Source organism: Niabella sp. (genome assembly GCF_030150205.1).
Lineage (GTDB): Bacteria > Bacteroidota > Bacteroidia > Chitinophagales > Chitinophagaceae > Niabella.
The window spans coordinates 367,797-390,828 of record NZ_JASLGT010000008.1 but is presented as its reverse complement, the minus strand read 5'-3'; the positions used below and the strand labels follow the sequence as shown (position 1 = coordinate 390,828).

21 protein-coding genes are annotated in these 23,032 nt (G+C 48.0%); 14 read left to right on the top strand and 7 right to left on the bottom strand.

Annotated elements, in window-relative coordinates:
- The first annotated feature begins 37 nt into the window (after positions 1-37).
- From Q1V85_RS06325 to Q1V85_RS06315, 3 genes are all read left to right on the top strand, one after another.
- A complete protein-coding gene (locus Q1V85_RS06325; protein ID WP_300598444.1) occupies positions 38-511 on the top strand; it encodes a GNAT family N-acetyltransferase in 474 nt (157 codons plus the stop codon).
- 62 nt (positions 512-573) lie between these two features.
- Positions 574-1,131 (top strand): cupin domain-containing protein, encoded by a 558-nt coding sequence (locus Q1V85_RS06320; RefSeq protein WP_300598443.1) that lies wholly within the window; start codon positions 574-576, stop codon positions 1,129-1,131.
- A complete protein-coding gene (locus tag Q1V85_RS06315; protein WP_300598442.1) occupies positions 1,124-1,624 on the top strand; it encodes a MepB family protein in 501 nt (166 codons plus the stop codon). The genes Q1V85_RS06320 and Q1V85_RS06315 overlap by 8 nt, the downstream gene beginning before the upstream one ends.
- A 285-nt stretch (positions 1,625-1,909) precedes the next feature.
- Here Q1V85_RS06315 and Q1V85_RS06310 read toward each other — a convergent pair whose 3' ends face one another.
- From Q1V85_RS06310 to Q1V85_RS06280, 7 genes are all read right to left on the bottom strand, one after another.
- On the bottom strand, positions 1,910-2,638 hold the full coding sequence (locus Q1V85_RS06310) for a carboxypeptidase-like regulatory domain-containing protein (RefSeq protein ID WP_300598441.1): 729 nt from the start codon (positions 2,636-2,638) through the stop codon (positions 1,910-1,912).
- Positions 2,639-2,699: 61 nt separating this feature from the next.
- Positions 2,700-3,689: a hypothetical protein gene (locus Q1V85_RS06305; RefSeq protein WP_300598440.1), complete on the bottom strand. Its 990-nt coding sequence runs from the start codon at positions 3,687-3,689 to the stop codon at positions 2,700-2,702.
- Positions 3,690-3,776: 87 nt separating this feature from the next.
- A complete protein-coding gene (locus Q1V85_RS06300; RefSeq protein WP_300598439.1) occupies positions 3,777-4,382 on the bottom strand; it encodes a YceI family protein in 606 nt (201 codons plus the stop codon).
- A 3-nt stretch (positions 4,383-4,385) separates the two neighbouring features.
- A complete protein-coding gene (locus Q1V85_RS06295) occupies positions 4,386-4,859 on the bottom strand; it encodes a cupin domain-containing protein (protein WP_300598438.1) in 474 nt (157 codons plus the stop codon).
- 610 nt (positions 4,860-5,469) lie between these two features.
- Positions 5,470-6,222: a LytTR family DNA-binding domain-containing protein gene (locus Q1V85_RS06290; protein WP_300598437.1), complete on the bottom strand. Its 753-nt coding sequence runs from the start codon at positions 6,220-6,222 to the stop codon at positions 5,470-5,472.
- A 19-nt stretch (positions 6,223-6,241) separates the two neighbouring features.
- Entirely contained in the window at positions 6,242-7,246 is a 1,005-nt protein-coding gene (locus Q1V85_RS06285) for a histidine kinase (RefSeq protein ID WP_300598436.1), read from the bottom strand.
- A 195-nt stretch (positions 7,247-7,441) separates the two neighbouring features.
- Positions 7,442-8,239 carry an SDR family oxidoreductase gene (locus tag Q1V85_RS06280; protein WP_300598435.1) on the bottom strand — a complete coding sequence of 266 codons (798 nt, stop codon included), beginning with the start codon at positions 8,237-8,239 and terminating at the stop codon, positions 7,442-7,444.
- A 333-nt stretch (positions 8,240-8,572) separates the two neighbouring features.
- Here Q1V85_RS06280 and Q1V85_RS06275 point away from each other — a divergent pair, with 333 nt between their 5' ends.
- The 11 genes from Q1V85_RS06275 (at position 8,573) to Q1V85_RS06225 (ending at position 23,018) form a co-directional block, all read left to right on the top strand.
- Positions 8,573-9,154: a DUF4142 domain-containing protein gene (locus tag Q1V85_RS06275; protein WP_300598433.1), complete on the top strand. Its 582-nt coding sequence runs from the start codon at positions 8,573-8,575 to the stop codon at positions 9,152-9,154.
- A 56-nt stretch (positions 9,155-9,210) separates the two neighbouring features.
- The gene (locus Q1V85_RS06270; protein WP_300598431.1) at positions 9,211-9,918 is read left to right on the top strand and encodes a type 1 glutamine amidotransferase domain-containing protein; all 708 of its coding nucleotides are present in this window, start codon (positions 9,211-9,213) and stop codon (positions 9,916-9,918) included.
- Positions 9,919-10,077: 159 nt separating this feature from the next.
- A complete protein-coding gene (locus tag Q1V85_RS06265) occupies positions 10,078-10,275 on the top strand; it encodes a KTSC domain-containing protein (RefSeq protein WP_300598429.1) in 198 nt (65 codons plus the stop codon).
- Positions 10,276-10,331: 56 nt separating this feature from the next.
- A complete protein-coding gene (locus Q1V85_RS06260) occupies positions 10,332-10,898 on the top strand; it encodes a ferritin-like domain-containing protein (protein WP_300598428.1) in 567 nt (188 codons plus the stop codon).
- A gap of 117 nt (positions 10,899-11,015) precedes the next feature.
- Complete coding sequence (locus Q1V85_RS06255; protein ID WP_300598427.1) at positions 11,016-11,774, top strand: DNA-formamidopyrimidine glycosylase family protein; 759 nt, start codon at positions 11,016-11,018, stop codon at positions 11,772-11,774.
- 202 nt (positions 11,775-11,976) lie between these two features.
- A complete protein-coding gene (locus tag Q1V85_RS06250) occupies positions 11,977-13,467 on the top strand; it encodes a family 43 glycosylhydrolase (RefSeq protein WP_300598426.1) in 1,491 nt (496 codons plus the stop codon).
- A 290-nt stretch (positions 13,468-13,757) separates the two neighbouring features.
- A complete protein-coding gene (locus Q1V85_RS06245) occupies positions 13,758-15,146 on the top strand; it encodes an IPT/TIG domain-containing protein (protein WP_300598425.1) in 1,389 nt (462 codons plus the stop codon).
- Positions 15,147-15,247: 101 nt separating this feature from the next.
- Positions 15,248-18,328 carry a TonB-dependent receptor gene (locus Q1V85_RS06240; RefSeq protein ID WP_300598424.1) on the top strand — a complete coding sequence of 1,027 codons (3,081 nt, stop codon included), beginning with the start codon at positions 15,248-15,250 and terminating at the stop codon, positions 18,326-18,328.
- Positions 18,329-18,339: 11 nt separating this feature from the next.
- A complete protein-coding gene (locus tag Q1V85_RS06235) occupies positions 18,340-20,352 on the top strand; it encodes a RagB/SusD family nutrient uptake outer membrane protein (RefSeq protein WP_300598423.1) in 2,013 nt (670 codons plus the stop codon).
- 124 nt (positions 20,353-20,476) lie between these two features.
- A complete protein-coding gene (locus Q1V85_RS06230; RefSeq protein ID WP_300598422.1) occupies positions 20,477-21,442 on the top strand; it encodes a DUF4973 domain-containing protein in 966 nt (321 codons plus the stop codon).
- 37 nt (positions 21,443-21,479) lie between these two features.
- Positions 21,480-23,018, top strand: a complete 1,539-nt coding sequence (locus Q1V85_RS06225; protein ID WP_300598421.1) for a family 43 glycosylhydrolase — start codon at positions 21,480-21,482, stop codon at positions 23,016-23,018.
- Positions 23,019-23,032: the final 14 nt, after the last annotated feature.

Sequence of the window (23,032 nt, the reverse complement as noted above, 5' to 3'; positions counted from 1 at the left end):
CATATACTGATAAATAAGAACGGAACAAATGGAAACAATGCACCAGATAGAATTTGAGATCTTAAGGCCGGAGGACCAGCGGTCGTTGATGTTGATCGCAGACTGGTATGTTGAAGAATGGCAGATCCCGGTGGAGACTACACAGGAGCGGCTACGGGCAGTAACGGCCGACCGGCAGCAATGCCAGGTATTGATGACACTGGACGGAACGCCTATTGCCACCGGGGGTATTTATGATCACGTGGGGCTGCTTGAGCGGTTACCCCATTTTAATGTGTATAAAAAATGGCTGGCCCTGGTGTATACCCGGCCTTCCCAAAGAGGCCGGGGATATGGAGCCGCTTTATGTAACTATATACACGACTATTGCCGGGGCCTGGGTTTTGAAAAAATACATTTGTTTACCCACACCGCAGAAACATTATACCGGAGGCTCGGCTGGAACGAACTGGAACGGATGCATATCCGGGACCGGAATATCGTTGTGATGGAAAAAGATCTTTTTCTGTAACCGGCAGGTGATAACCAACAACCGGTACCCGGTATTTTCTTATACTTTATAATCGTTTATATATGCAACAAACAATTGTAAATCCGGTCATCAAAGACCGGGTAACATTTACCCAAACAGCCAGGGCAACCAATGGCAGGATTACTACATTACAGGTAACCTTAATGCCCGGTGGCGGTACGCCGCTGCATTATCACCGGAACTTTTCGGAAACCTTTATCGTGGTCTCCGGGGCCTTAACCATTACGCTTAAAAAAGAACGTTTGGTGCTGGGCGCCGGGCAAAAGCTTACGGTAGAGGCCGGGCAATGGCATCGCTTTTCGAACGCATCTTCGGAGCCGGTTGTTTTTACTACGGTGGTGCTTCCGGGTTCTGAAGGTTTTGAGAATGCCTTGCGGATCCTGTATGGCCTGGCCAGTGATCGTAAAACCGATAAGAAAGGGATTCCTAAAAGCCTGCTGGCACTGGCGGTGGTGTCCAGGATCAGCGATATGCGTCCTGCAGGCGCCGGAGCAATGATGATCCCTTTTTTTAGGTTATTAAATGTTATTGCCGGAATTTCGGGGGTACAAAAAAAACTGATCAGTCGGTATTGTACCCATACACAGGCACATGGATGATGCATTAAACAACATAGAACGGTTGCTGTTAAAAACAAACGGGCTGGCTGTTTCCGGCATAACCGAAGACCGGGAATGCCCCGCCTATTCGGGATGTAGCTTTCAAATCGGGAACCGGAGTATCCTGTTCCGGAACGCAAAATGCACGCCTAAAAAAAAAGGTCATTTTGTAACCCTGTGGAAGCGGGATGCTCAAAAACAAACCCAGCCATTCGAACTAACCGATGCGATTGATTTCTATATGATCGCAGCTGCCCGGCAACATCAGTCCGGGTTTTTCTTTTTCCCCAAATCGATCCTGGGTGAAAAGGGCATCCTGACGGTAGGTAATAAACAAGGGAAGCGCGGTTTCAGGGTATACACAGATTGGGATTTTTACCTGAATAAACAAGCTCAGAGAACAAAGGATTGGCAAACCAATTATTTCATCGATTTAACTGAAGTGAACAATACGGATGCTTCCGGATTTATTGCGATCATGAACCAATATTGATATAGATTGATTGCTGTCTTAAACAGGCGCATGACCCGTCTGCCTGCAATAAGTTACCATTGATCCCAGATCCCGCATCATATCAGACCGGTATCTGTTTTATTAAAACGTCGGTTCTCTTAAATGTTTGGTGAAGACGCAAACCATGGCTTGCGCCTCAGGCGGCGTCCTTTCTGACCGGGCATAAATTTATAAAGCTATTTATGATACGGGTTTCTTATAAACAAATCCGGCAAAGGAATCAGATACGATGCCCTTGCCGGATTTTGCTGTTAAATGAGTTATTTAATAATTATAAGTTACTGCAACTCCTTCATACCAGGTTTCCGGGAAGTCGATTGTTAAACCGGATTGATAACCGCTGGAGCCCAGTGTGTATTTAAGCCGGAGCGGCTGTCGTTGGCCATTTTTGACATAGACCGCCGCCAAAGTATAGCGGCCAATTGGAATGTCGGTTAGTTTGTTGTATGCCGGTGTATTGGGTTGTCCGGTATGCAGTGTTAAAACTTTGCCATCTGAACCATCGATCAGTTTGCCCACAGGCGTTAGCGTATACTCAATACTTTGTTCATCAATGTCCATACCTAATTCGCCAATGAGCTCAATATGCGCACCATAATATCCATCCTCCGGCATGGCGCCAGAAAGCTTCCATTGGAAATTTCTTACAGCACCCGCATTGCTGAACACTTCATCGTTATCTGGATGCAGTGGCAAGCGATAGCTTTTCCCATTGTAGCTTTTTACAAGGTAAGCATTGGCATGATAGGTGCCTACCTTTCCGATTTTGATCTTATAGGTGCCATCTGCGCCGGTTTTCCCAACATAAGATACATAGGTGCCGGTGAGTGTGTTTTCGATCGTTATTGCTACATCACTTAACGGCTTTCCCTGGGTGTCAACCACTTTCCCGGTGGCATAGCCTGTTTCAGATTCAGTGGCGCCGCCATCCTTTTTGCAGGACATCAGGGTTACAATCAAACAGAATGCATAGAAGTATATATTTTTTTTCATCGTTAATTGTTCATTTCATTTTTGAATAAAGAAGCGGGTATTCTGTCTTATAGTACCCCCGCTATTCCATTTTTAATCCAATTTCAAGCGCGTCCCAGTTGCTTTTAAAGGAAGCAACCATTACCGGTGTATACTGATGGTTAGGGGTAAAGGTTACCGTAGATGTTCCTATCGCATTGTCGGGTTTAAGGCCCAGATGCTCATACACATTGGCCTTTGTACCGATAGCGCTCATTTTCAATTTATGTCCGTCACTCATTTTGGCGTTAATGGTATAGTTACCTACCGGGATATTGTGAATAGCAAACCCGGTTTGGGTGCCTATTTGCCGGGTGATTTTAAAAGACCTTTTTTCGCCATAAAGACCGGTTCCTACGGGTATCAGCTCAATTTCAATGATGCCGTTGGATGGCAGGTATTCGGGATTCTGATAGTAATCGTCGGGGTCGTTTGTATTGAACCAGAACGACAACGCGCCGCCGTAATAATTACTTTCGTTATTGGGTTGCTGTGCCACCTCATCTGGGTTTGCAGGACCGTAAGAGAGCAGTACAAAATTTTTGACCACTCCGTTCCCTGAGGGAAAGGAACTGGTGCCTCCGGCGGGATATAAAGCCACAACTGTTGGCGTTTCATTATATGAGATCGTTGTGGCTGTACCAAAAAAGTAGGCGGCACCGGAAGGAATGGCAAACTCATAGTACCCGTTATCGTTGGTTAGCCCGCTTCCGCTGGAGTAAAACCCGCCGGTCATAGAAGAAGATACGCCTATATGTGCTCCTTTCAGCGGTTTTCCGCTTAAATCAGCCACATAACCCCTGGCAATACCTGGCTTGGCTGATAACGAAGGAAAGACGGGCATGCGGGGCAGGGTACTGCCCATAACGTTCACGTAATATTGATTACCGGAAATGGTGAAATTGGAATGGCCATCTACCACGGGCAGGGCTGGTTGTTCGCCCCATCCGCTATCGCCGGATGCATTTTCCTGGGTTTTTGAGCAGCCTGCAAATGCCATGTATACCATCAGCGGGAGATAAAAAAATTTCATGATGCATTTTTTTATAATTAAAAATATAAGCGCCGGCCGTTATTTTCTGACCGGCGCAGGGATTTGGAAAGGGAGTTGTTACAGGACTTACGAGCCGGACGGGTTGAAATGGAGCTTCAGCGTGATGTCTACATCCGGCAGGATATAAAGCGTTTCTTCGGGATCATTAAAAATGTTCATACCCCATTGCAGACGGTTCAGTTTAAAGCTGCCTTCTGCTGATATTTTATCTTTTTCCGTTTTTACCACCGCAGGGATCTGGATGCTGTGGGTTTGCCCGATCATGGTGAAATCGCCGGTGATCATGGTGTTGGCAGATAAAGCAGCGTCGCTATAGGGCTCAACCTTGGTGATGTGAAAGCTGGCATTCGGATGTGCCACTATATTGAAAAAACGCGGACTTTTCAGGTCTGCTAAGAGCGCTTCCCGCTCTGCCGGATCAGTAAGGTCAAAGTTGCTGATACTGGCGATCGGAATGGAAAAGTCGCCGCCTGTGATGGTGCTTTTTCCGTTTGTGGTAAGGTTGCCGGAAACCTTAAACGCACCTTTGTGAAAATGTGTGGGAGCACTGCCTTTCCATTCAACCGCAGAGCGATCTTCGTCTACCTTGAATGCAGTTAAAAGGGGCGCGTCTTTATGTGAACAGGCCGTCAGTAAAGCCAGGATGATTAAACTAAAAAAAAGTGTCTTCATTTGTTAAGAATTATTGGGTTGTATAAAAATTACTTTATAGGTATCGGTGATTACGTCGACCATTCTTTTTAAAACATCCGGTGGCGGCGGCCCCGCAGCTGCAACCGTTCCCGGAGCTTCGCTGAGGGGCTGGCTGAATTCAATAAAATAGTTCCAGAGCTGCCCTGGTGTAATCAGGTTTAACAGCGTGGCGTTCTCTGTAAGGATCCGGAAGGAGTGCGGCACATTTTTGGGCGCAAACAGGGCCTCGCCGGCTTTCAACAATGTTGTTGTGCCCGCCACTGTTACCGCCATTTCTCCTTTTACTACATAAAAAGCCTCATCTTCATGCGTATGGATATGCGGCGGTGGCTCGGCTCCCCGGGGAAGCGTAAGCTCCAGTATGGCCAACGCTTCGCCTGTTTGCTCGGGCGCGATCAGCGTTCGGAAATAACCTCCCTGGTAACTTCGATAGGAAGGCGTGGTCAATTGTTCCATTTGTAGATATTTTTTGTGTTAAAAATGAAATACTGTTAGCGGCGTTTTTTGATCGTTGTGATGCGGCATTCTTTCATTCCCGGCAACACTGCTATTGTTGGGGAATCTGCGACCGGACCGGCTATGGTAAGACGGTTCCGTTTTTTTGATATACAAAGTCGTGCGAATGGTTGTTTCATCATCTGTTTTTTTATTTGTCTTTTGGCGTTTAGCGGCCGGAATTGGTAAGAAAGCGCAAGATTGAAACTATTTTTACTATTGCACAAATACCGGCGACGGATGGCTTTATTTATCGCTGTATGGAGGTATTGCTATGCCGGATGGTGTTGCGGTTGCTTGGCCTTGGGCCCGTTGTGGTTGATGAAACATTGCAGCGAGTTCGGGGAATATAAAGGCAGTGTTGTGTGACCTCACTTCCGCGAAGCTCAGCGTCCTCCCACTCTCTGCGGTTTATCTTTTACCGCAAAGTTCCTTGCATAACAATGGCGTCCGTTATGGTTGATGAGACATTGCAGTACGTTCAGCGAATATAAAGGCTGTGTGCTATCGCCTCACCTTAGCGAAGCTCAGCGTCCTCCCACTCTCTGCGGTTAACAATATATCACAACATTCATTCGGGGCAATAGAGATAGCCGCTTTCCGGGTTGAACTGCTGTGCGCAGATCTGTTTATAGTTGCGGCCAATGGGGATTTTGTTTCCGGAAATGATCACATGGTTGGGATGATAACCATCCACTTTATTGATGGGAATAATAAAAGAGCGGTGAATGCGCATAAATGCGCCCATCGGAAGCAGCTTTTCGGTAACACTGATCTTTTGCTTTGTTTGAAAGGCCTTGTCTTTGGTAATTACCTTGATATAATCCTTTATACTTTCGATCCACAGAATATCGGCGGTATTTACTTTCAGCAGCCGGCGTTCCACACGCAGGTACAGGAAATGCGCAGCCGGTAGCGCAGGCGCTTCTTCCGGTTGGCCGGTAGCCTCCGTCGTTTTATAATCGGCATTCAGGAAATGCATCACCTTGTCAATCGCCTGCAGGAAGCGCTTCAGCGGGATGGGCTTTAGCAGGTAGTCGATGGCATTCAGGTCAAATCCTTCAATGGCATACTCCTGGTAGGCGGTTGTAAAGATCACCAGCGGCGGCTTTTTCAGACTGCGCACCAGGTCGGTGCCTAAAAGACGGGGCATTTTGATATCCAGGAAAACCAGGTCTACCCTGGAGTTTTGAATGGTTTGAAAGGCTTCTATCGCATTGCCGCAGGTGCCCACAATTTCTATTTCGGGAATATGTGCCGCATACTTTTTTATAATTTCCATTGCATGTGGCTCGTCATCAACAATAATTGTACGGATCACCATCGCGTTTTCTTTATGATTTTTAAGATAGCTGAATATGCAATTCGGCGATAAAACAATCGCTTTCGTCAAAATACCGGAACTGGTATTTTGAGGGGTACGCGTATTCCAGTCGCTTCCGCAAGTTAAGTAAACCAATTTCACCACGGTACTTCGGGCCCTGGGGATGCGTAACCGGCAACTCCGGTTTACTATTGGCAATCTTAAACGTGAGGTTATTCCCTGAAAGATGTAAGTCAATATTCATCCACGGCATATCGGTGGTTTCTGCAGCCCCGTGTTTAAATGCATTTTCAACAAGCGGAAGCATCAGCAACGGTGCAATCTGTATAGGACCGGTATGCGGATCTATATTTACATTCAGCTCTAAGCGGTCTTCATAACGGAGCTTTTCCAATTCGATATAATCGTTCAGCACCTCAATATCTCTTTTTAGTGGCACCTGTTCTGCCGTACATTCGTAGAGTACATAGCGGAGTATATTTGAAAGCCCAAGGATAACATGGGGCGTTTGCGGGGCCTTATCTAAAGACAAGGCATACAGATTATTCAGTGCATTAAACAAAAAATGCGGATGTAGCTGGCCTTTTAAAAAATTAAGTTCCGCCTGCAAAACGCTTTGTTTACGTTCATGCCATAGAATAAACAGTTTGAGTGTTACGCAGATCCATACAACCGTATTGCTGCGTTCAATTGCATTTACAAAATCAACCGGGCTTAGCAGTTGCTCGCGCAAAGGCCGGGCATGACTGGCCCATGTAAAACTGCTGTCCCGTACCTTGTAAAAATGATAGATGAACGGGTCTGTGATAAAGACTTCGGTAAGCCGGTATACCACCGCCATCAGCGGCATAACCAGCAATATCAGGATGCAGGTCTGCACATACTTTCCCCGGAAATAATAGCGGGGCAATATCCAGCCGCCCACCAGGTAAAAATAGCACATATGAACCGGCAGCAGCATCAGGATGACTTTTACCCCCAGGTTATAACTGCCATATGCGGTGCTGTAAATAAATACAAGCAAGCTAAAGGCTATCAGCCAATAGAATAAAGACCTCAGTATTGGATATTTTCTGATCAATCAGCTCATGTTTCAGCGAGGGTAAAGATACGCCGGGAGCGGGAAAGTTAGGGTATTGGTAGACAAATGTGCCTGTTTGTCGATAAACACCAGGACCTGACTTGCCGGAGAATGAGATCATTGTTGCCTGGGTACGCTTTATGAATTGGCTGGTTTTTGATTTTCCTTCATTTTGTCTGCCGCCAGGTCGTCCGGCGTGAGATTATTTATAGCTACGTTTACCTTGTTTTTAAACCCGGAAATAACCATATCTGCATTGTTCATCAATGCCTGGTATCCGTCCCGCGCCACTTCGGCGGGGTCGGCCAGCTGGCTTTTGTCCTGAACGGCCTTCGAATCCGTCATTCCTGCCTTGTTGAAAAAGTCGGTGTCCGTGGTGCCGGGCAGCAGGGCGGTTACTACAATACCTTCATCTTTCACCTCGCTTCGTAATGCTTCTGTAAAGGATTGCACAAAGGCCTTGGTTCCATGGTAAACAGATTGCCAGGGGCCGGGAGATTTGCTGGCGATTGAAGACAGGTTCAGTATTTTTCCATCACCTCCCTGTGCCAGCATATCCTGGAGGTACAGTTTCGTAAGCACTACCAGCGAGGCTATATTCAGCTGAATGATGGCCAGTTCCCGGTCGATATTGGTGTTTTCAAACAACCCATATAAACCCTGCCCGGCATTGTTTACGAGGATATTCACATACAGGTTTTGTTCGGTTGTTTCGCGGTGCAGTTCAAAAGGGGCGGCTGCATGAAAAAGGTCCTTTACGATCGTAACAATATCCACACCGTAAACATCAAGATCGGCCCTGGTTGCTTCCAGTTCGTCCGGGCTACGCGCCACAAGGATCAGGTTATGTCCGTTTTGGGCAAATACCCTGGCAAGTTCTCTTCCGATTCCCCGGGTGCCACCGGTAATAAGCGTGTATTTTTTTAAAGAATCCATAGTGCTTTTTTTAGAACCATGAATGAAAACAGGGCGCCGGTCGCGTCCCGGTGCTTTTAATGTCCCGGGTTTTTAATCCCAAACATTATACCAGTACCAATCCGCCGGAAAGCAGCCACTCCCGGAAACCGGCACAAAAAAAAGAAACAGCGCTCTGCTACAAGTGCGCTTTGTGGAAATTGTTCCCCGTTTTTTGGGTTATTGATTCCTCTGGTCAACAGACACCCGGAAAAAGCGGTGATAAACCGCTTCTGACAACTCAGGAACGGTAATTGTTACTACCACTTTGTTCAGTATTTGAAAATCATTTTAATAAACCCCAAATAATAGCGTATGAAAACAGTAATGCAATTGTTAACCATCGGAATTTTTGCAACCTGCCTGAGCTGTAATAGCCAGCAGTCTAAGGACACTACCTCCCGGGCGGATAGTACAAACGAGGCTATGATCGATAGCAGTCATGCTGCCGGAACGCCGCCACCGGTTGCTGAAAAGGATGCAAAATTTGCCGTAGATGCCGCCAATGGTGGCATGGCGGAGGTTCAATTAGGAGAAATGGCTCAAAACCAGGGCGCCGATCCGAAGGTAAAGGAGTTTGGCAAAATGATGGTGACGGACCATTCGAAAGCCAATGATGAATTAAAAATGATCGCTGCGGGTAAAAACATTACCCTGCCGGCCGCACCGGGCGATGATATGCAAAAAGTAGCAAACGACCTGTCTTCGAAATCCGGGGCCGATTTTGATAAGGCCTATGTGAAGCAGATGGTAGACGATCATGAAAAAACAGTAAAGCTTTTTGAAGATGCTCAAAAAGAAGTGCAGGACAGCGATCTCCGGGCATTTGCGGTAAAAACATTGCCCGTGTTAAGGACCCACCTGGAACATATCAGGGCCCTGAAAAAAGCAAAATAAATGATAGCAGCGTCGTGCCTGGATCATATCTGCCGCACAAGTAAAATCGACTTTTAATGAAGCGCATACTGATGGTATTGACCTCTCATGCCGGAATGGAAAATACGGAAAGCACTACCGGGGTCTGGCTGGGTGAATTCACCGATCCGTATTATGAATTTATAGATGCCGGCTGGCAGGTAACCTTATGCAGCCCTGAAGGGGGTAAACCGCCGGTGGATCCGTTGAGCACCGTAACGGAGAATATCACCCAGGCTAACCGCCGGTTTATTGACGACACGGCCGCTAAAATGGCTTTTGAAAATACATTCATGCTGCATGAAATAGACCCAACCATGTTTGATGCGGTCTTTTACCCCGGAGGGCATGGGCCGCTATGGGATCTTGCTTTCAATGAGTTTAGCGGGCGGCTGATCCTGCATTATTTATCGGCCGGGAAACCCGTGGGGGCTGTTTGTCATGGCCCCGCTGCGCTGACCATTGCTGCGGAGTTAAAGCCGGGGTTACTGGCAGGAAGGAACATCACCGCATTTACCAATGAAGAAGAGGTACTGGTGTTTCGAGCAAACAATATTCCGTATAAACTGGAAGACCGCCTGAAGGAGTTGGGCGCTAATTTTCGCAGTGCGGCCCTGCCTTTTGTGAGTCATGTAGAGACCGATGGTTTGCTGGTGACCGGGCAGAACCCGCTTTCGGCGGGAGCTGCCGCCCGCAGGCTGATTGCGCTGGTGCATGAACAGGCAGGTTTAGCTGCGCATAAATAATATACCTGGCCGTAACCCGCAAAGTGGCTGACAGCGTGTTTTTACGTATGAACGCTGCCAATAGACGGCCGGTGCGATCATTGATGATTTTTTACAGTCCGGCATTTTGGCGTTGGATGGGGTATAAGAAAATTTATTAAATAGTCGCAAACCTGCACCATGCCCTCAACCGTTATAGCGCAGTTCCATTATCATGCTGGAACAAAAACACTGGAGATCCATTTTGTTTCCGGTGCCATATATGATTATTATGAAGTACCGGAAGCGGTATACCAGGCATTTAAAACGGCTTCAAGCAAGGGCGCGTATTTCAACCAGCATATAAAAGAAGTGTACTCCTTTGAACGAAAAGCCTGAGCCGCTTGTTCAACGGATCCCAATGAATCAATATCTAAAAATAAAAAACAGCAATTATGGCAACTACTAAAAAACCTGCACCAAAAAAAACGACCGCCTCTAAAAAAAGCAATGGGAATATGTCTGAAGCGCAATCGGCATTGATGGAGCTATTTGTGGATGAAATAAAAGACATTTACTGGGCAGAAAAACACCTGGTAAAAACACTGCCGAAACTTGCTAAGGGTGCTGCATCCGAAGCTTTAAGAGATGCGATCAACGAACATCTTGAAGTTACAAAAACGCATGTGTCAAGGTTGGAGCAGGTATTTGAGCTTTTAGAGAAACGGCCCCAGGCAAAAAAATGCGAGGCCATGGAAGGGCTGGCGCAGGAAGGGGCAGGCGTGCTGGAAGATACGGAAGCAGGAACGGCTACGCGTGATGTGGGTATTATACTGGCGGCGCAAAAGACCGAGCATTACGAAATAGCGACCTACGGCGGACTTTCGGTATTAGCCAAAACACTCCATCTGACAGATGTGGCGAACCTGTTTGACCAAACACTGGCGGAGGAAAAAGAAGCCGATGAAACATTGACCTCTATTGCTGAAAATAGTATTAATGCAGAGGCATCTGAGGAATAAAAGAAGGCGCCGTCTTTCAGTTTGTACCTCTGGAAGACGGCGCTTTTTTTAAATACTGAATGGCCTTAAGGTGAAGCGGGCCACAGAATTGATATTGTAAAAGCATAACCGTTTCTTTTGCCCGAAGGTCCCTCCATATGGCTCATGAAAGAAGCCCTGCAACCGTTTGCAGGTGGCCGGATCATCAGCGCGCGGGGAAATGCGAAAATAGAAATGGATCAGCTGAATGGAAAAAAACTGCTTGAAATAAAAACCTTTGGAAAACAAACCTTCCTCGTTTTAGATCAGATAACTGTGCGGATCCACCTGCTTATGTTCGGCTCTTACAGTATTGGTGAGCAAATAAAACCAGACAAAAGCCTCCGCCTGGCACTGCACTTTAAAAAAGGGACCCTGTTTTTTTATACCTGCGCCGTAAAGCTGATCGAAAATGTAATGCTGCAAGCCATTGATTGGGAGGCAGACGTTTTAAGCGCGCAATGGAATGCCGGCAAGGCCCGAAAAAAACTGGCGCAGCTGCCGGGTATGATGGTTTGCGATGCCCTGCTGGACCAGGATATTTTTGCCGGTGTTGGAAACATTATCAAAAATGAAGTGCTGTTCCGGATCGGCGTTCAGCCGGAGAGCCTGGTAGGAGCGCTGCCATCTTCAAAGCTAAAAGCACTGGTTGCAGAGGCACGGAATTATAGTTTCGATTTCCTGGAGTGGAAAAGAGCCTTTGTATTAAAAGCACATTGGTTGGTGCATACGAAACGCAGCTGTCCGAAATGCGGACAGCCGCTGGTTAAAAAATATACGGGTAAAGGAAAGAGACGGAGTTTTTATTGTACAACAGATCAACGGTTGTATGTATCCCCAGCTCGTGTAGAAACATAGATGCCGTTTGCTAAGTGTAAACCAGGGCTACATTCCCATTGTATAAATAATAACGCCAGGTAACGGCTTTTTTAACGGTGCCGGCAATCTGGAACGATTCGACTAAATATTGAACAGCAGAATCCGGTGGTATTTATTTTCTTCGCCACTTCATTACACCCAGTTGTAATCCATTTAAAAATAGTTCAATTTAGTTGTAGAGATGTTTGCGATGCGTTTGCCGGTATTGTTTTTTTTATTGCTTCTTGCCATATATTCAAATGCCCAGCAACTGGTGTTGCGGGGCGATCATCCCGATCCTTCGGTGGTAAAAATAGGTGATGAATACTGGGCCGCCGGTACTACCTCAAATTGGTTCCCGGCGTTTACGCTGTACCGCTCAAAGGACCTGGTAAACTGGAAAGCCGCGGGGCATGTATTTACAAAAATGCCCGCATGGGCGCACTATTATATGTGGGCGCCGGAAATCAGCTATGATAATGGTAAAGTGTATGTGTACTACACGGCACGCAAAAAGGAAGGCAGCCTGTGTATTGCGGCGGCGGTTGCAGACCGGCCGGAAGGTCCTTACCAGGATCTTGGACCGTTAATGTGTCAGAAAGACGGATCGATCGATGCATTTCCGATCCGGGACGAAAAGGGCAAACTGCATATCATATGGAAGGAGGATGGAAATAGCGCGGGTAAACCCACTCCCATCTGGGCCGCAGCAATGAAAGAGGACCGGACCTCCCTGGCTGGTGAAAAAAGGGAGCTTTTTCGTGCAGATATGCCCTGGGAACGGGGATTGGTGGAAGGGGTGTCGATCATCCGGCACCGGGATTATTTTTATGCCCTCTATGCCGGTGCTGCATGCTGCGGAAGAGCCTGCAGCTATGGTACCGGGGTGGCACGGTCAAAGCATCTGTTCGGCCCCTGGGAAAAATATCCCGGTAACCCCGTGCTTATGGATAACAGCCAATGGAAATGCCCCGGGCATGGAACACCTGTTGAAAAGGATGGCCGGTTTTATTTCCTGTACCATGGGTATAGCACCGCCAGCGGCGTATACGCAGGGCGGCAGGGCTTACTAAACGAATTTGAATTTACGGCCGACGGGTGGATCCGCTTTCTGAATAAAGGAGATGAAGCAGCTGCAATAAAGCCGGGAACAATCAGCGATCATTTTTCAAAAAGCATATTGGCGGATAACTGGCACTGGAGCATCTTTCAGGATGTGACCTACAGCATCTCAAGCAATACCTTAAAATTGAATGCCCTGCCGGTTGCTGGTGGTGCCTACATCGGTCAGGCGGTTCTGACGGCCCATTATGAAGCGCAGGTAACCCTGCTCAAAACTTCTTCTGCAAACGCCGGACTTGCCCTGATCGGAGACGACGGCAATATTGTAATGGCAACTGCTTATAAAAACAAACTTCAGTTAATACAGGTAAGACAAAATAAGGCGGAAGTGATTGCTGAACAAGCTATCAGCATGCCTTCGCGGCTATTACTGAAAGTGAAAGTGACGAACAATACGCAGGCCACTTTTATGTACAGTACCAATGGCAAACGGTTCCATATATTGAACGGCCAGCCGGCGGATGTCTCTTACCTGCCACCATGGGACAGGGCTGTACGCGTAGGGCTGGTTTCAAAAGGCGACCCCCGGGAAGCGGCGTTTTTTAAAAGTTTTGTTTTTAAACATCAATGATGTTCGTTGCATTGATGATGCCGTGTAAAAAGTAGCCATGCGTTATTTTGGAACAATTCGACAAAATGTTGAACAGAATATATCGGGTGTATTTATTTGCTTTGCCGTAATAAAAAACCTAACTGGAATAGCTTGCCTTTCAGCTCAGATGCGTTGTTTGTAGATTAAGTTTTAGTTCAGGTTTATTGAGGTAAAAACTGTTTATCGAAATAAGCGAAAGAACCAGCTGTACGTTGCGGATACGGATTGGGTCGCCATATAATAATTTGTAAATACAAGATAGCTCCATTATGAAATTTCAAAAAAGAATGCATTGCTTTTTCTTTTTCCTGCTGGTTTTGGGCAGTTCTTTTTATGGCTGTAAAGACAAAGATTTAATCGGTAAGGATCATCATTACGACCCGGGTAAGCCAACAGTGTTTGCTGATTTTTCGCCAAAAAAAGGTGCTATAAGAACACGTCTTTATATTTACGGGGACAACTTTGGTACGGATGTATCTAAAATACATGTGTACGTCGGCGACAGGGAGCTGAAGGTGGTTGGCTCTAATGGAAAACAGATCTACTGTTGGGTGCCGGGCCAAACCAGTACGGGGCAGGTGCGTGTGGTCATTGACGGAGATGCCGGCAAAGCTGCAGCGCATACGTTTCCGGATGCGTTCACGTACATCAAAAGCACTACGGTAGGCACACTGGTGGGGAATGTAGACGAGCTTGGAAATTCTTCCATCGTTGACGGCAGTTTTGAGGAAGCCCGGTTTTCTTATCCCGCGTGGGTAACCTACGAACCGGAAAGTGATGTGCTGTTTGTAACAGAACTGGATCGTGCGGTAAGAAAGCTGGATCTGGGCGCACAAACGGTGTCTACCTTAATTACCAACGGGCAGGCCTCCTTTACCAAAATGCAAACCACCACGCTCAGTACCGATAAAGACACGTTGTTTCTTTCGGACGACAACGGAAATCTTACCAGCAGAACCAAGGTGGCGGTTGCTTATACCCTTCGGTCGGAAAACTATCGCCGTGTGCATCCTTATATCTATGACCCCGCCAGTTACTCTACGGCGCCGCACCCGGTAACCAATGAAATGTTTTATAATGGCTACCAGGGCATCGGCATCAAGAAAGCTGTTCCGGACCCGGTAACCGGGGAGCTTAACCCCAAATTGCTGTTCATGGTAGGAGGAAGTACCAACCAGTCTTCGCTGATCTTTTTTCACCCGTCCGGGAACTATGCCTACATCGTATCCTATACCCGCATCTATAAGAGTATTTACAATTGGCAAACGCGCGAGCTGGAGCCACCCATTCTCTTTGCCGGCAGCACCACCAAGGACGATGTAGATGCCATCGGCACCTCCGCCAGGATCGGCAGGGCCTACCAGGGCGTATTTGTAAAAAATCCGGCATATGCCGGCCAGGCGGATGAATACGATTTTTATTTCTGCGATCAGGACAACCAAAGCATCCGTACCCTTTCGCCCACCGGCGTGGTGGCCACGTTTGCCGGTAAAGGCAGTCCCACGCCCGATGGCAGCAAGAAGGGGTATATAGATGGCGATCCAAGGACGGAGGCCCGTTTTAACGATCCCACGGGTATTGACTATGACCCGGTTCGTAAGATCTTCTACGTTGCAGAGCGCAACAACAAACGCATCCGTACCATCACCGTAGAATAGAAGCGTGCTGTTTACCATCATTTATTTTTAACCGATTGCTTTGTTGTGCCGGGCAGGCATGCCTTAGAGCGGGCAACCAGGCAGTTACTGAATACAAATTAATGAGAAAAATTATTTTTATACTGATCGCAATTGTTGGAACGGTGCTGTGTACCCATGCACAGGATACAACCCAGGTGGCTGTTACCGTTACCGGCGTGGTACTAAATGAACAGAAAGAACCGTTGCAGGGTGTAACCGTTGCCATAAAAGACCAGCCCGGCCTGGGTTTAAGCACCGGTGAAAAAGGTGTGTATACGATAAAAGCCAATAAATATCAATGGCTTGTTTTTTCGTATGTTGGCTATGAGCCGCAGGAGATCCTGATAAAGGACCTGCTGAACATAGATGTAACCCTAAAGGCATCGGAACAAAAAGCGATGGATGAAATTGTAGTAACCGCATTGGGCCGTCAGAAAAAAGCTACCGTTACCGGCGCTATTACCACGGTAGATCTTTCCCAGCTTAAAACATCCACTTCCAGTATTACCAATGCACTTGCCGGAAACGTGTCAGGGGTATTGGCCATGCAGGGAAGCGGCCAGCCCGGCAGCAACTCATCCGAGTTTTGGATACGGGGTATTTCCACGTTTGGTGCCGGCACATCGGCCCTCGTGCTGGTAGATGGTTTTGAAAGAAGCCTCACCGAAATTAATATTGAAGACATCGAAACCTTTACTGTACTTAAAGATGCTTCTACCACCGCTATCTACGGTTCCCGGGGTGCAAACGGGGTGGTGCTGATTACTACGAAGAAGGGAAAGATGGATAAAGTGAGCATTAACGGTAAGTATGAGGGCTCTTATAATACCCGCACGTTTACCCCCAAATTTGTAGATGGCTATACCTATGCCAGCCTGATGAATGAAGCGCGCATTACCCGGAGCGAAGAAGCTTTTTATACGCCCGAAGATCTTGCCCTGATCCGGAACCAGCTGGACCCGGACCTGTTTCCCGATATCAACTGGATGAATATGTTCCTGAAGCCCGGCGCCTTTACACAGCGCACCTCCCTCAACTTTGATGGCGGAGGAGCCCTGGCCCGTTACTTCGTATCGGGAAGTTATATCAATGAAGGCGGCATGTATGAAACCGATGAGAACCTTAAAAACTACAATACCAATGCCAACTACAAACGGTGGAATTACCGGGCCAATATAGACATGAATCTTACCAAAACAACGCTGGTAAGGTTGGGGGTAAGCGGCTCCCTGGGTAAACAAAACCTGCCGGGTGGTACGTATAACGAGATCTGGGCCTCGCTGATGGGACAAAACCCGATCTCTATTCCCATTAAATACTCAAACGGTAAAGTGGCTTCCCGTGGCGGCGCCGAAAGGCAAAACCCCTGGGTCCTCATCACCCAGCAAGGCTATATCGAAAACTGGGAGAACAAGATCCAGACCAACGTAACCCTTGAACAAAACCTGAAATTTATTACCAATGGCCTCCGGTTTGTGGGGCGGTTTGGTTACGATAACAATAACAAAAACTATATCCGCCGGATGAAATGGCCCGAAGGCTGGATCGCCGAGCGGCAGCGGGAGTCGAACGGTGATCTCCGTTTAAAGCGTACCATTAACGAGCAATTGCTCACCCAGCGCTCAGATGCCTCCGGCGACCGGGCCGAAACCTTACAGGGAGAGCTGCATTACAGCAAAACCATTCAAAGCCACACATTGGGCGGGATCCTGCAGTATACCCAGGAGAAAAAGGTGAATACCTCCAATTATGGTACCGACATTATGCAGGGGATCGAGCGCCGCAACCAGCGCGTGGCCGGCCGGTTTACCTATGGCTACCAGTCGCGCTACTTCTTTGACATCAACTTCGGTTACAATGGTTCCGAAAACTTTGCCACCGGGCATCAATTCGGGCTGTTTCCCGCTGTGTCCGGCGCCTGGAACATTGCCGAAGAAAAATTTATACAGCAGCACCTGAAATGGATGGATATGTTCAAGATCCGCTATTCGTACGGAAGAGTAGGGAACGACTATATCAGCGGCAGTGATAATCAGCCCATCCGCTTTCCCTACCTAGCCTCGTTTGATTCTGCCGGAGGCTATAACTGGGGCGATCTCGAAAGTAAAAATGCTTACGACGGGCTCACCTATTCAAGGATCGCTTCCAATACCATCACCTGGGAGGTATCTACAAAACATGATGTTGGGCTTGACTTTTCTTTTTTTGGCGATAAGTTCAGCGGTGCCCTTGATTATTTTCATGAGCAGCGGGATGGTATCTATATGGAACGGCAATACATCCCGGACATCGTGGGGCTGCGCGGCCAGGATCCCCGCGCCAATGTTGGTTCTACCTTATCGAAAGGATTTGACGGACAGGTGAAATTTTCCCAGCAGCTCAATAAGCTGAACCTTACCGTGCGCGGCACCATGACCTACAGCAAGAATCAGATACTGGAAGCGGATGAGCAATATAGCAATTACCCTTATACCACCCGGGCCGGCTTCCGGGTAAACCAGAACAAGGGGCTGGTGGCCCTGGGGCTTTTTAAAGATTATGATGATATCCGCAACAGCCCCACACAGAATTTTGGAAGGGTGGCCCCCGGCGATATTAAATACAAAGACATTAATGGTGATGGTACCATCGACGACAATGATATTGTGGCTGTAGGCGCCACCCGCTACCCGAACCTTGTGTACGGTTTTGGTTTGTCTGCAAACTGGAAAGGCTTCGATGCCAGCATCCTGTTCCAGGGAGCCGGTAAATCCTCGTTCTTCATCAATGGTTTTACGGTGTATCCGTTTAGCCAGGGCGACTGGGGCAATATCCTCACCGATGTGGCATCATCGAACCGTTGGATCCTGGGTGAGAATGAAGACCCGGAGGCCGCTTATCCCCGGCTGAGTTATGGCGGCAGCGCCAACAACTACCGTGCCTCTACTTACTGGTTGCGTGAAAGTTCTTATATGCGGGTAAAAACGGTGGACGCCGGGTATACCTTCCCCAAGGTTTTCACCAACAGGATGGGCATAAAAACAATGCGTGTCTACTTCCTGGGCACCAACCTGCTTACTTTTTCCAAATTTAAGATGTGGGATCCTGAAATGAACAGTACAAACGGGCAGGCCTACCCACTGGCTAAAACAGTAACATTGGGCTTAACCCTGAACCTATAATATAAAAGGCCATGAAGCAAAAACAAATCCTGATAGGCATATTATTAACAGGCATACTGACCTCTTTGGGCGCCTGCCGTAAATACCTTAGCGTAGAGCATTACTTTGACGACCGTCAGAGCGAAGAGCGTATCTTCAACAGCAAAGACTATACAGAGCGGTGGCTGGCCAATGCCTATAACGCGTTATTGAATAACAACCTCGAAATGGGGAACACCGGTAACAACCTTACCAATTATTCGGATGATATGTATTTTAATGAGTCCGGCGGAGGCAATGGCGATAGGTACCGGAGATTTAAGTTCGGAGAATACGACCATACCTGGCTGCAGTCCTGGTCTCAATCCTATGGCGGTATCCGGCAGGCATCGGTGATGCTCAACAGCATGGCCGATGGTGGCACATTTACGGAAAAGGAAGTGGCCGACTATAAAGCGCAGGCGCGGTTTATACGGGCCTATCTTTACTGGCTCCTGCTGCGCAAATATGGCCCCGTACCCATTATGCCAGATAAGGGTGTAAACTATGATGACAGCTATGATAACCTGTCTTATCCCCGCAACACGTATGATGAAGTGGCAAATTACATCGCCGGGGAAATGGCCATAGCGGCAAAAGACCTTCCCTTAAAGCGCGACAACCGCAATATTGCCCGTCCTACCCGCGGCGCCGCATTGGCTACCCGTGCTAAAGCGCTGCTCTTTGCTGCCAGTCCGCTGGCAAATGGCAATACCGAGATGGCCGATTTTACCGATGATAAAGGACAGGCATTAATCGCTGCACAATACAGCGAGGAAAAATGGGCGAGGGCGGCAGCAGCCTGTAAAGATGTGATTGATCTTGGCACGTATAAACTCTATACCACAGTATTTAAGACAAGAGGAACCACAGACTATCCGGCCACGATTGTGCCGCCTTATAATGCGGAATATTCCGGCAAAAACTTTCCCAATGGCTGGGCAGATATCGATCCCTTTGAATCCTACCGGTCGCTATTCAATGGAGAACTCTACGCTTCCGAAAATCCCGAAATGATCTTTACAAGGGGCGATAACCAGATCAGTTCAGAAGGAGGTGTTATGGCCCTGGCAAGGCTTCAAATGCCTAAAACCGGAGGCGGGTACAACTCGCATGGCCTTACGCTGAAACAGTGCGATGCCTACTCCATGAATGACGGCGCCCCTTTTGACCGGCAGGCCATACGGAATAAATATGGTGCCAGTATGTTTGTGCAGGCCGGCGAAGTAAACGACTTTAAGCCGCTGCTGGCAAATGTATGGAAAGAGTTTGCCAACCGCGAACCCCGCTTTTATGCTTCTGTGGCTTTCAGCGGCGCACTCTGGACCATGTCCAGTGCGGTAAACAATTTGCCCACCGTTACGAACCAGCAGATCTTTTATTACCGGGGTGAATTTAACGGCTATATCAATGGAGATACCTGGCTGCCCACCGGTATCGGCATGATGAAATTTGTAAACCCCAAGGACAATAACAGCGGGAACGGGGGCAGGATTTTTCCCAAAGTAGATCTGGCCCTGCGCTATGCCGACATCCTGCTGATGTATGCAGAAGCGCTCAACGAGCTGAATGGCACTTACAATATTCCTTCATGGAACGGCAGTGGTACTCACGCTATATCCAGGAATATCGATGAAATGAAAGCGGCCATCGGGCAGGTGCGCATCCGTGCGGGTGTTCCCAACCATGATGCTTCGGTATATGGCAGCAAAGAAGCGCTGCGTAACCAGATAAAACGCGAGCGGCAGATTGAGTTCCTGGGCGAAAACCAGCGTTACTATGACCTGCGCCGCTGGAAAGACGCACCGGTTGATGAGGCCGAGCAGATCAATGGGTTCAATACCATCATGACAAAAGATCAGGCCACTCTTTTTTACACGCCGATACGGGTACCGCTTTTACAAACGACATTTTCTAAAAAAATGTATTTCTGGCCCGTTGCCTGGGATGAGCTGAAGAAAAACAAGCGCCTGACGCAATCACCCGGCTGGCCATCGTTTGACTAATTAAAAAAAGGATCGGTTTTTTGATGCAGGATGCGCTGCCTATGGAGGTTAGCGGGGTATACCGGTCATAAAGAATAAAAATAAAGCAATGAAAAGTGTACGCATATATAGCATAATCGCAGCAATGAGCTTTCTGTTCAGTGCCTGCAATAATGAGTGGAAGGAAGAACTTTATATACAAATGGTGTCTTTTAAAGCCCGGCTAAACAGCGAAGGTGTTTCCCCGGTATACCTGAGATACAGCAGGAACGGAGAAGTTACGTATAAGCTGCCGGTAATTGTCAGCGGCTCACAGCCCAGTCACCAGGATATCAATGTAAAAATAATGGTGGATAATGACACGCTTGGGATTTATAACCGGGAAAAATTTCAGCACCGGACCGATCTGTATTTTAAACAGCTGCCCGGCCAGTTTTTTGAGCTGACCTCGCCTACCTGTTTTATTCCAAAGGGGTCAAGCACCGTAAACTACCCCGTAAAATTTAAGTTTGATAATTTAGACCTGGTAGAACGCTATGTACTGCCGCTGACCATCGTGGACGATCCTTCCTATATTTCCAACTACCGGAAGGGCTGGCGGAAAGCATTGCTGAACGTGATACCGTTTAACGATTATTCGGGCAACTATTCGGCCACTTCTATGAACGTGTACCTGGACGGACAAACCACCAACCCGCTGGTGTCCAGCACGCGGACGGCATGGGTGGTAGATGAGAAATCGGCATTTTTTTATGCCGGGGTAACCGAAGAAAAATCAGAGGCAAGGGGCGCGTATAAAATTGTAATGGAGTTTTTAGATCCGGTTACGGAGGCCAACGGCGATAAAGTAGGTGCCCTGAATGTTTATGCAACCAACAGTGCCATCCGGCTCGAAATGCTGGGGCAGCCCACCTACAAGATTACGCAAACCGTAGACCCTACAAAAAAATACCTGGTAAAGCAATATTGTACGGTAAACCTGCGCTACAAATATGATGATATCACCACGATGCCCGGCATACCGGTGCGGTACCGAGCCGAAGGCTCGATGACCATGGAGCGGCAGCGGAACATATTGATACCGGATGAGGACCAGGCTATCGATTGGTAGGTTGGGCATTTAAATAAAATCAGGAAAAAATACGCGCATGAAACGATCAGTCGTAACAGCATGCCTGTTGGGTTGTTTAATACTATCAAACGGGTGCAAAAAAGCAAAAGAGCCCTATTACGATCCCATACCCGAAAAAAAGCAGGAGCCCGAAAAACCCAGAGGCGAATGGTGGGGCTTTGTTCTTGACAGTACGTTTACAAACCCTGTTATGCCCGGTGGCCCCGATCCCTGGGTAGTACAGAAAAACGGCATTTATTACTATACGTATACGCAGGGTAGTAAACTGGTGATCCTGGAAGCTAAAAATATATCAGAGCTGGCAACGGCGCGCCGGTATGATGTATGGGCGCCTCCGGGCGGCAAGCCGTATTCAAGCAACCTGTGGGCACCGGAGCTGCATGAGATAGATGGCAAATGGTATTTTTATTTTGCTGCGGACGACGGTAATAACGCCAACCACCGTATGTATGTACTGGAAAACGCCGCGCCAACGCCTGTGGAAGGCAGCTGGGAACTAAAGGGTAAACTAACGGATCCTACAGATCAGTGGGCCATCGATGGAACGGTATTCCGGTACAACGGGCAATGGTACACGCTTTGGTCCGGTGGCAATGCCGGTGCACCGCCTCAGAATCTTTATATAGCAAAGATGAGCAATCCCTGGACGATTTCCGGTGAAAAAGTAATGATCTCAACGCCCGACTTTGCCTGGGAAAAAAATGGCAACCCGATCAACGAAGGTCCGCAGGTGCTCACCAATTCACAGGGGCGTGTATACGTTACCTATTCGGGCAGCGGTTACTGGTCCGATGGCTATTGCCTTGGGCTGCTCACCCTGCAGGAGGGCGGAGATCCCATGAACCCGGCACACTGGTCAAAAAAGATACATCCTGTTTTTTCCATGCGATCGGAAAGCGGTGTTTTCGGACCCGGGCATAACGGCTTTTTCAAATCACCGGATGGTAAGGAAGACTGGATCATTTACCATGCACGTGCTGCAGCCAACCAGGGTACCTCCGGCGGGCGTAGTCCATTGATACAGCGTTTTACCTGGAACCCGGACGGATCACCTAATTTTGGTCTTCCCGCAAGCACGGTCATTCCTCAGAAACGGCCGTCCGGCGAGCCCTGGCGCTATATTCATTCCAAGGCCAAATGGTCGATTGCCGGCGTTAGCTCAGAAGAGCCGGTTAATAATCGCCTGGGCGCAAGTCTGATTGATAATAACCTGACTACGATCTGGATCACACGCTACTCCGCGCCGGCAACCGATTACCCCAATCACTGGATAACGGTGGATATGGGTGAAACCGCTACTGTGGATGGGTTTGTCATTTCCCAGAAAGACGGCGATCGTAAAATAAAAGAGCTGGAGGTACTGGTGAGCAATGACAATACGGACTGGGAAAGCCAGGGCGTATTTACCCTGAATGATGTAAACCTGTTGCGGCAATTTATCGATCTGCCGCAACGCAAACAGTTTCGCTACTTCAAGCTGGTGCCCAAATCCGGTTACGACAGTCAGCGCCAGCCCGGCCTGGCGGAAGTGTCTACGTTCCGGCATAAACAATAATTCATAAAATTTCA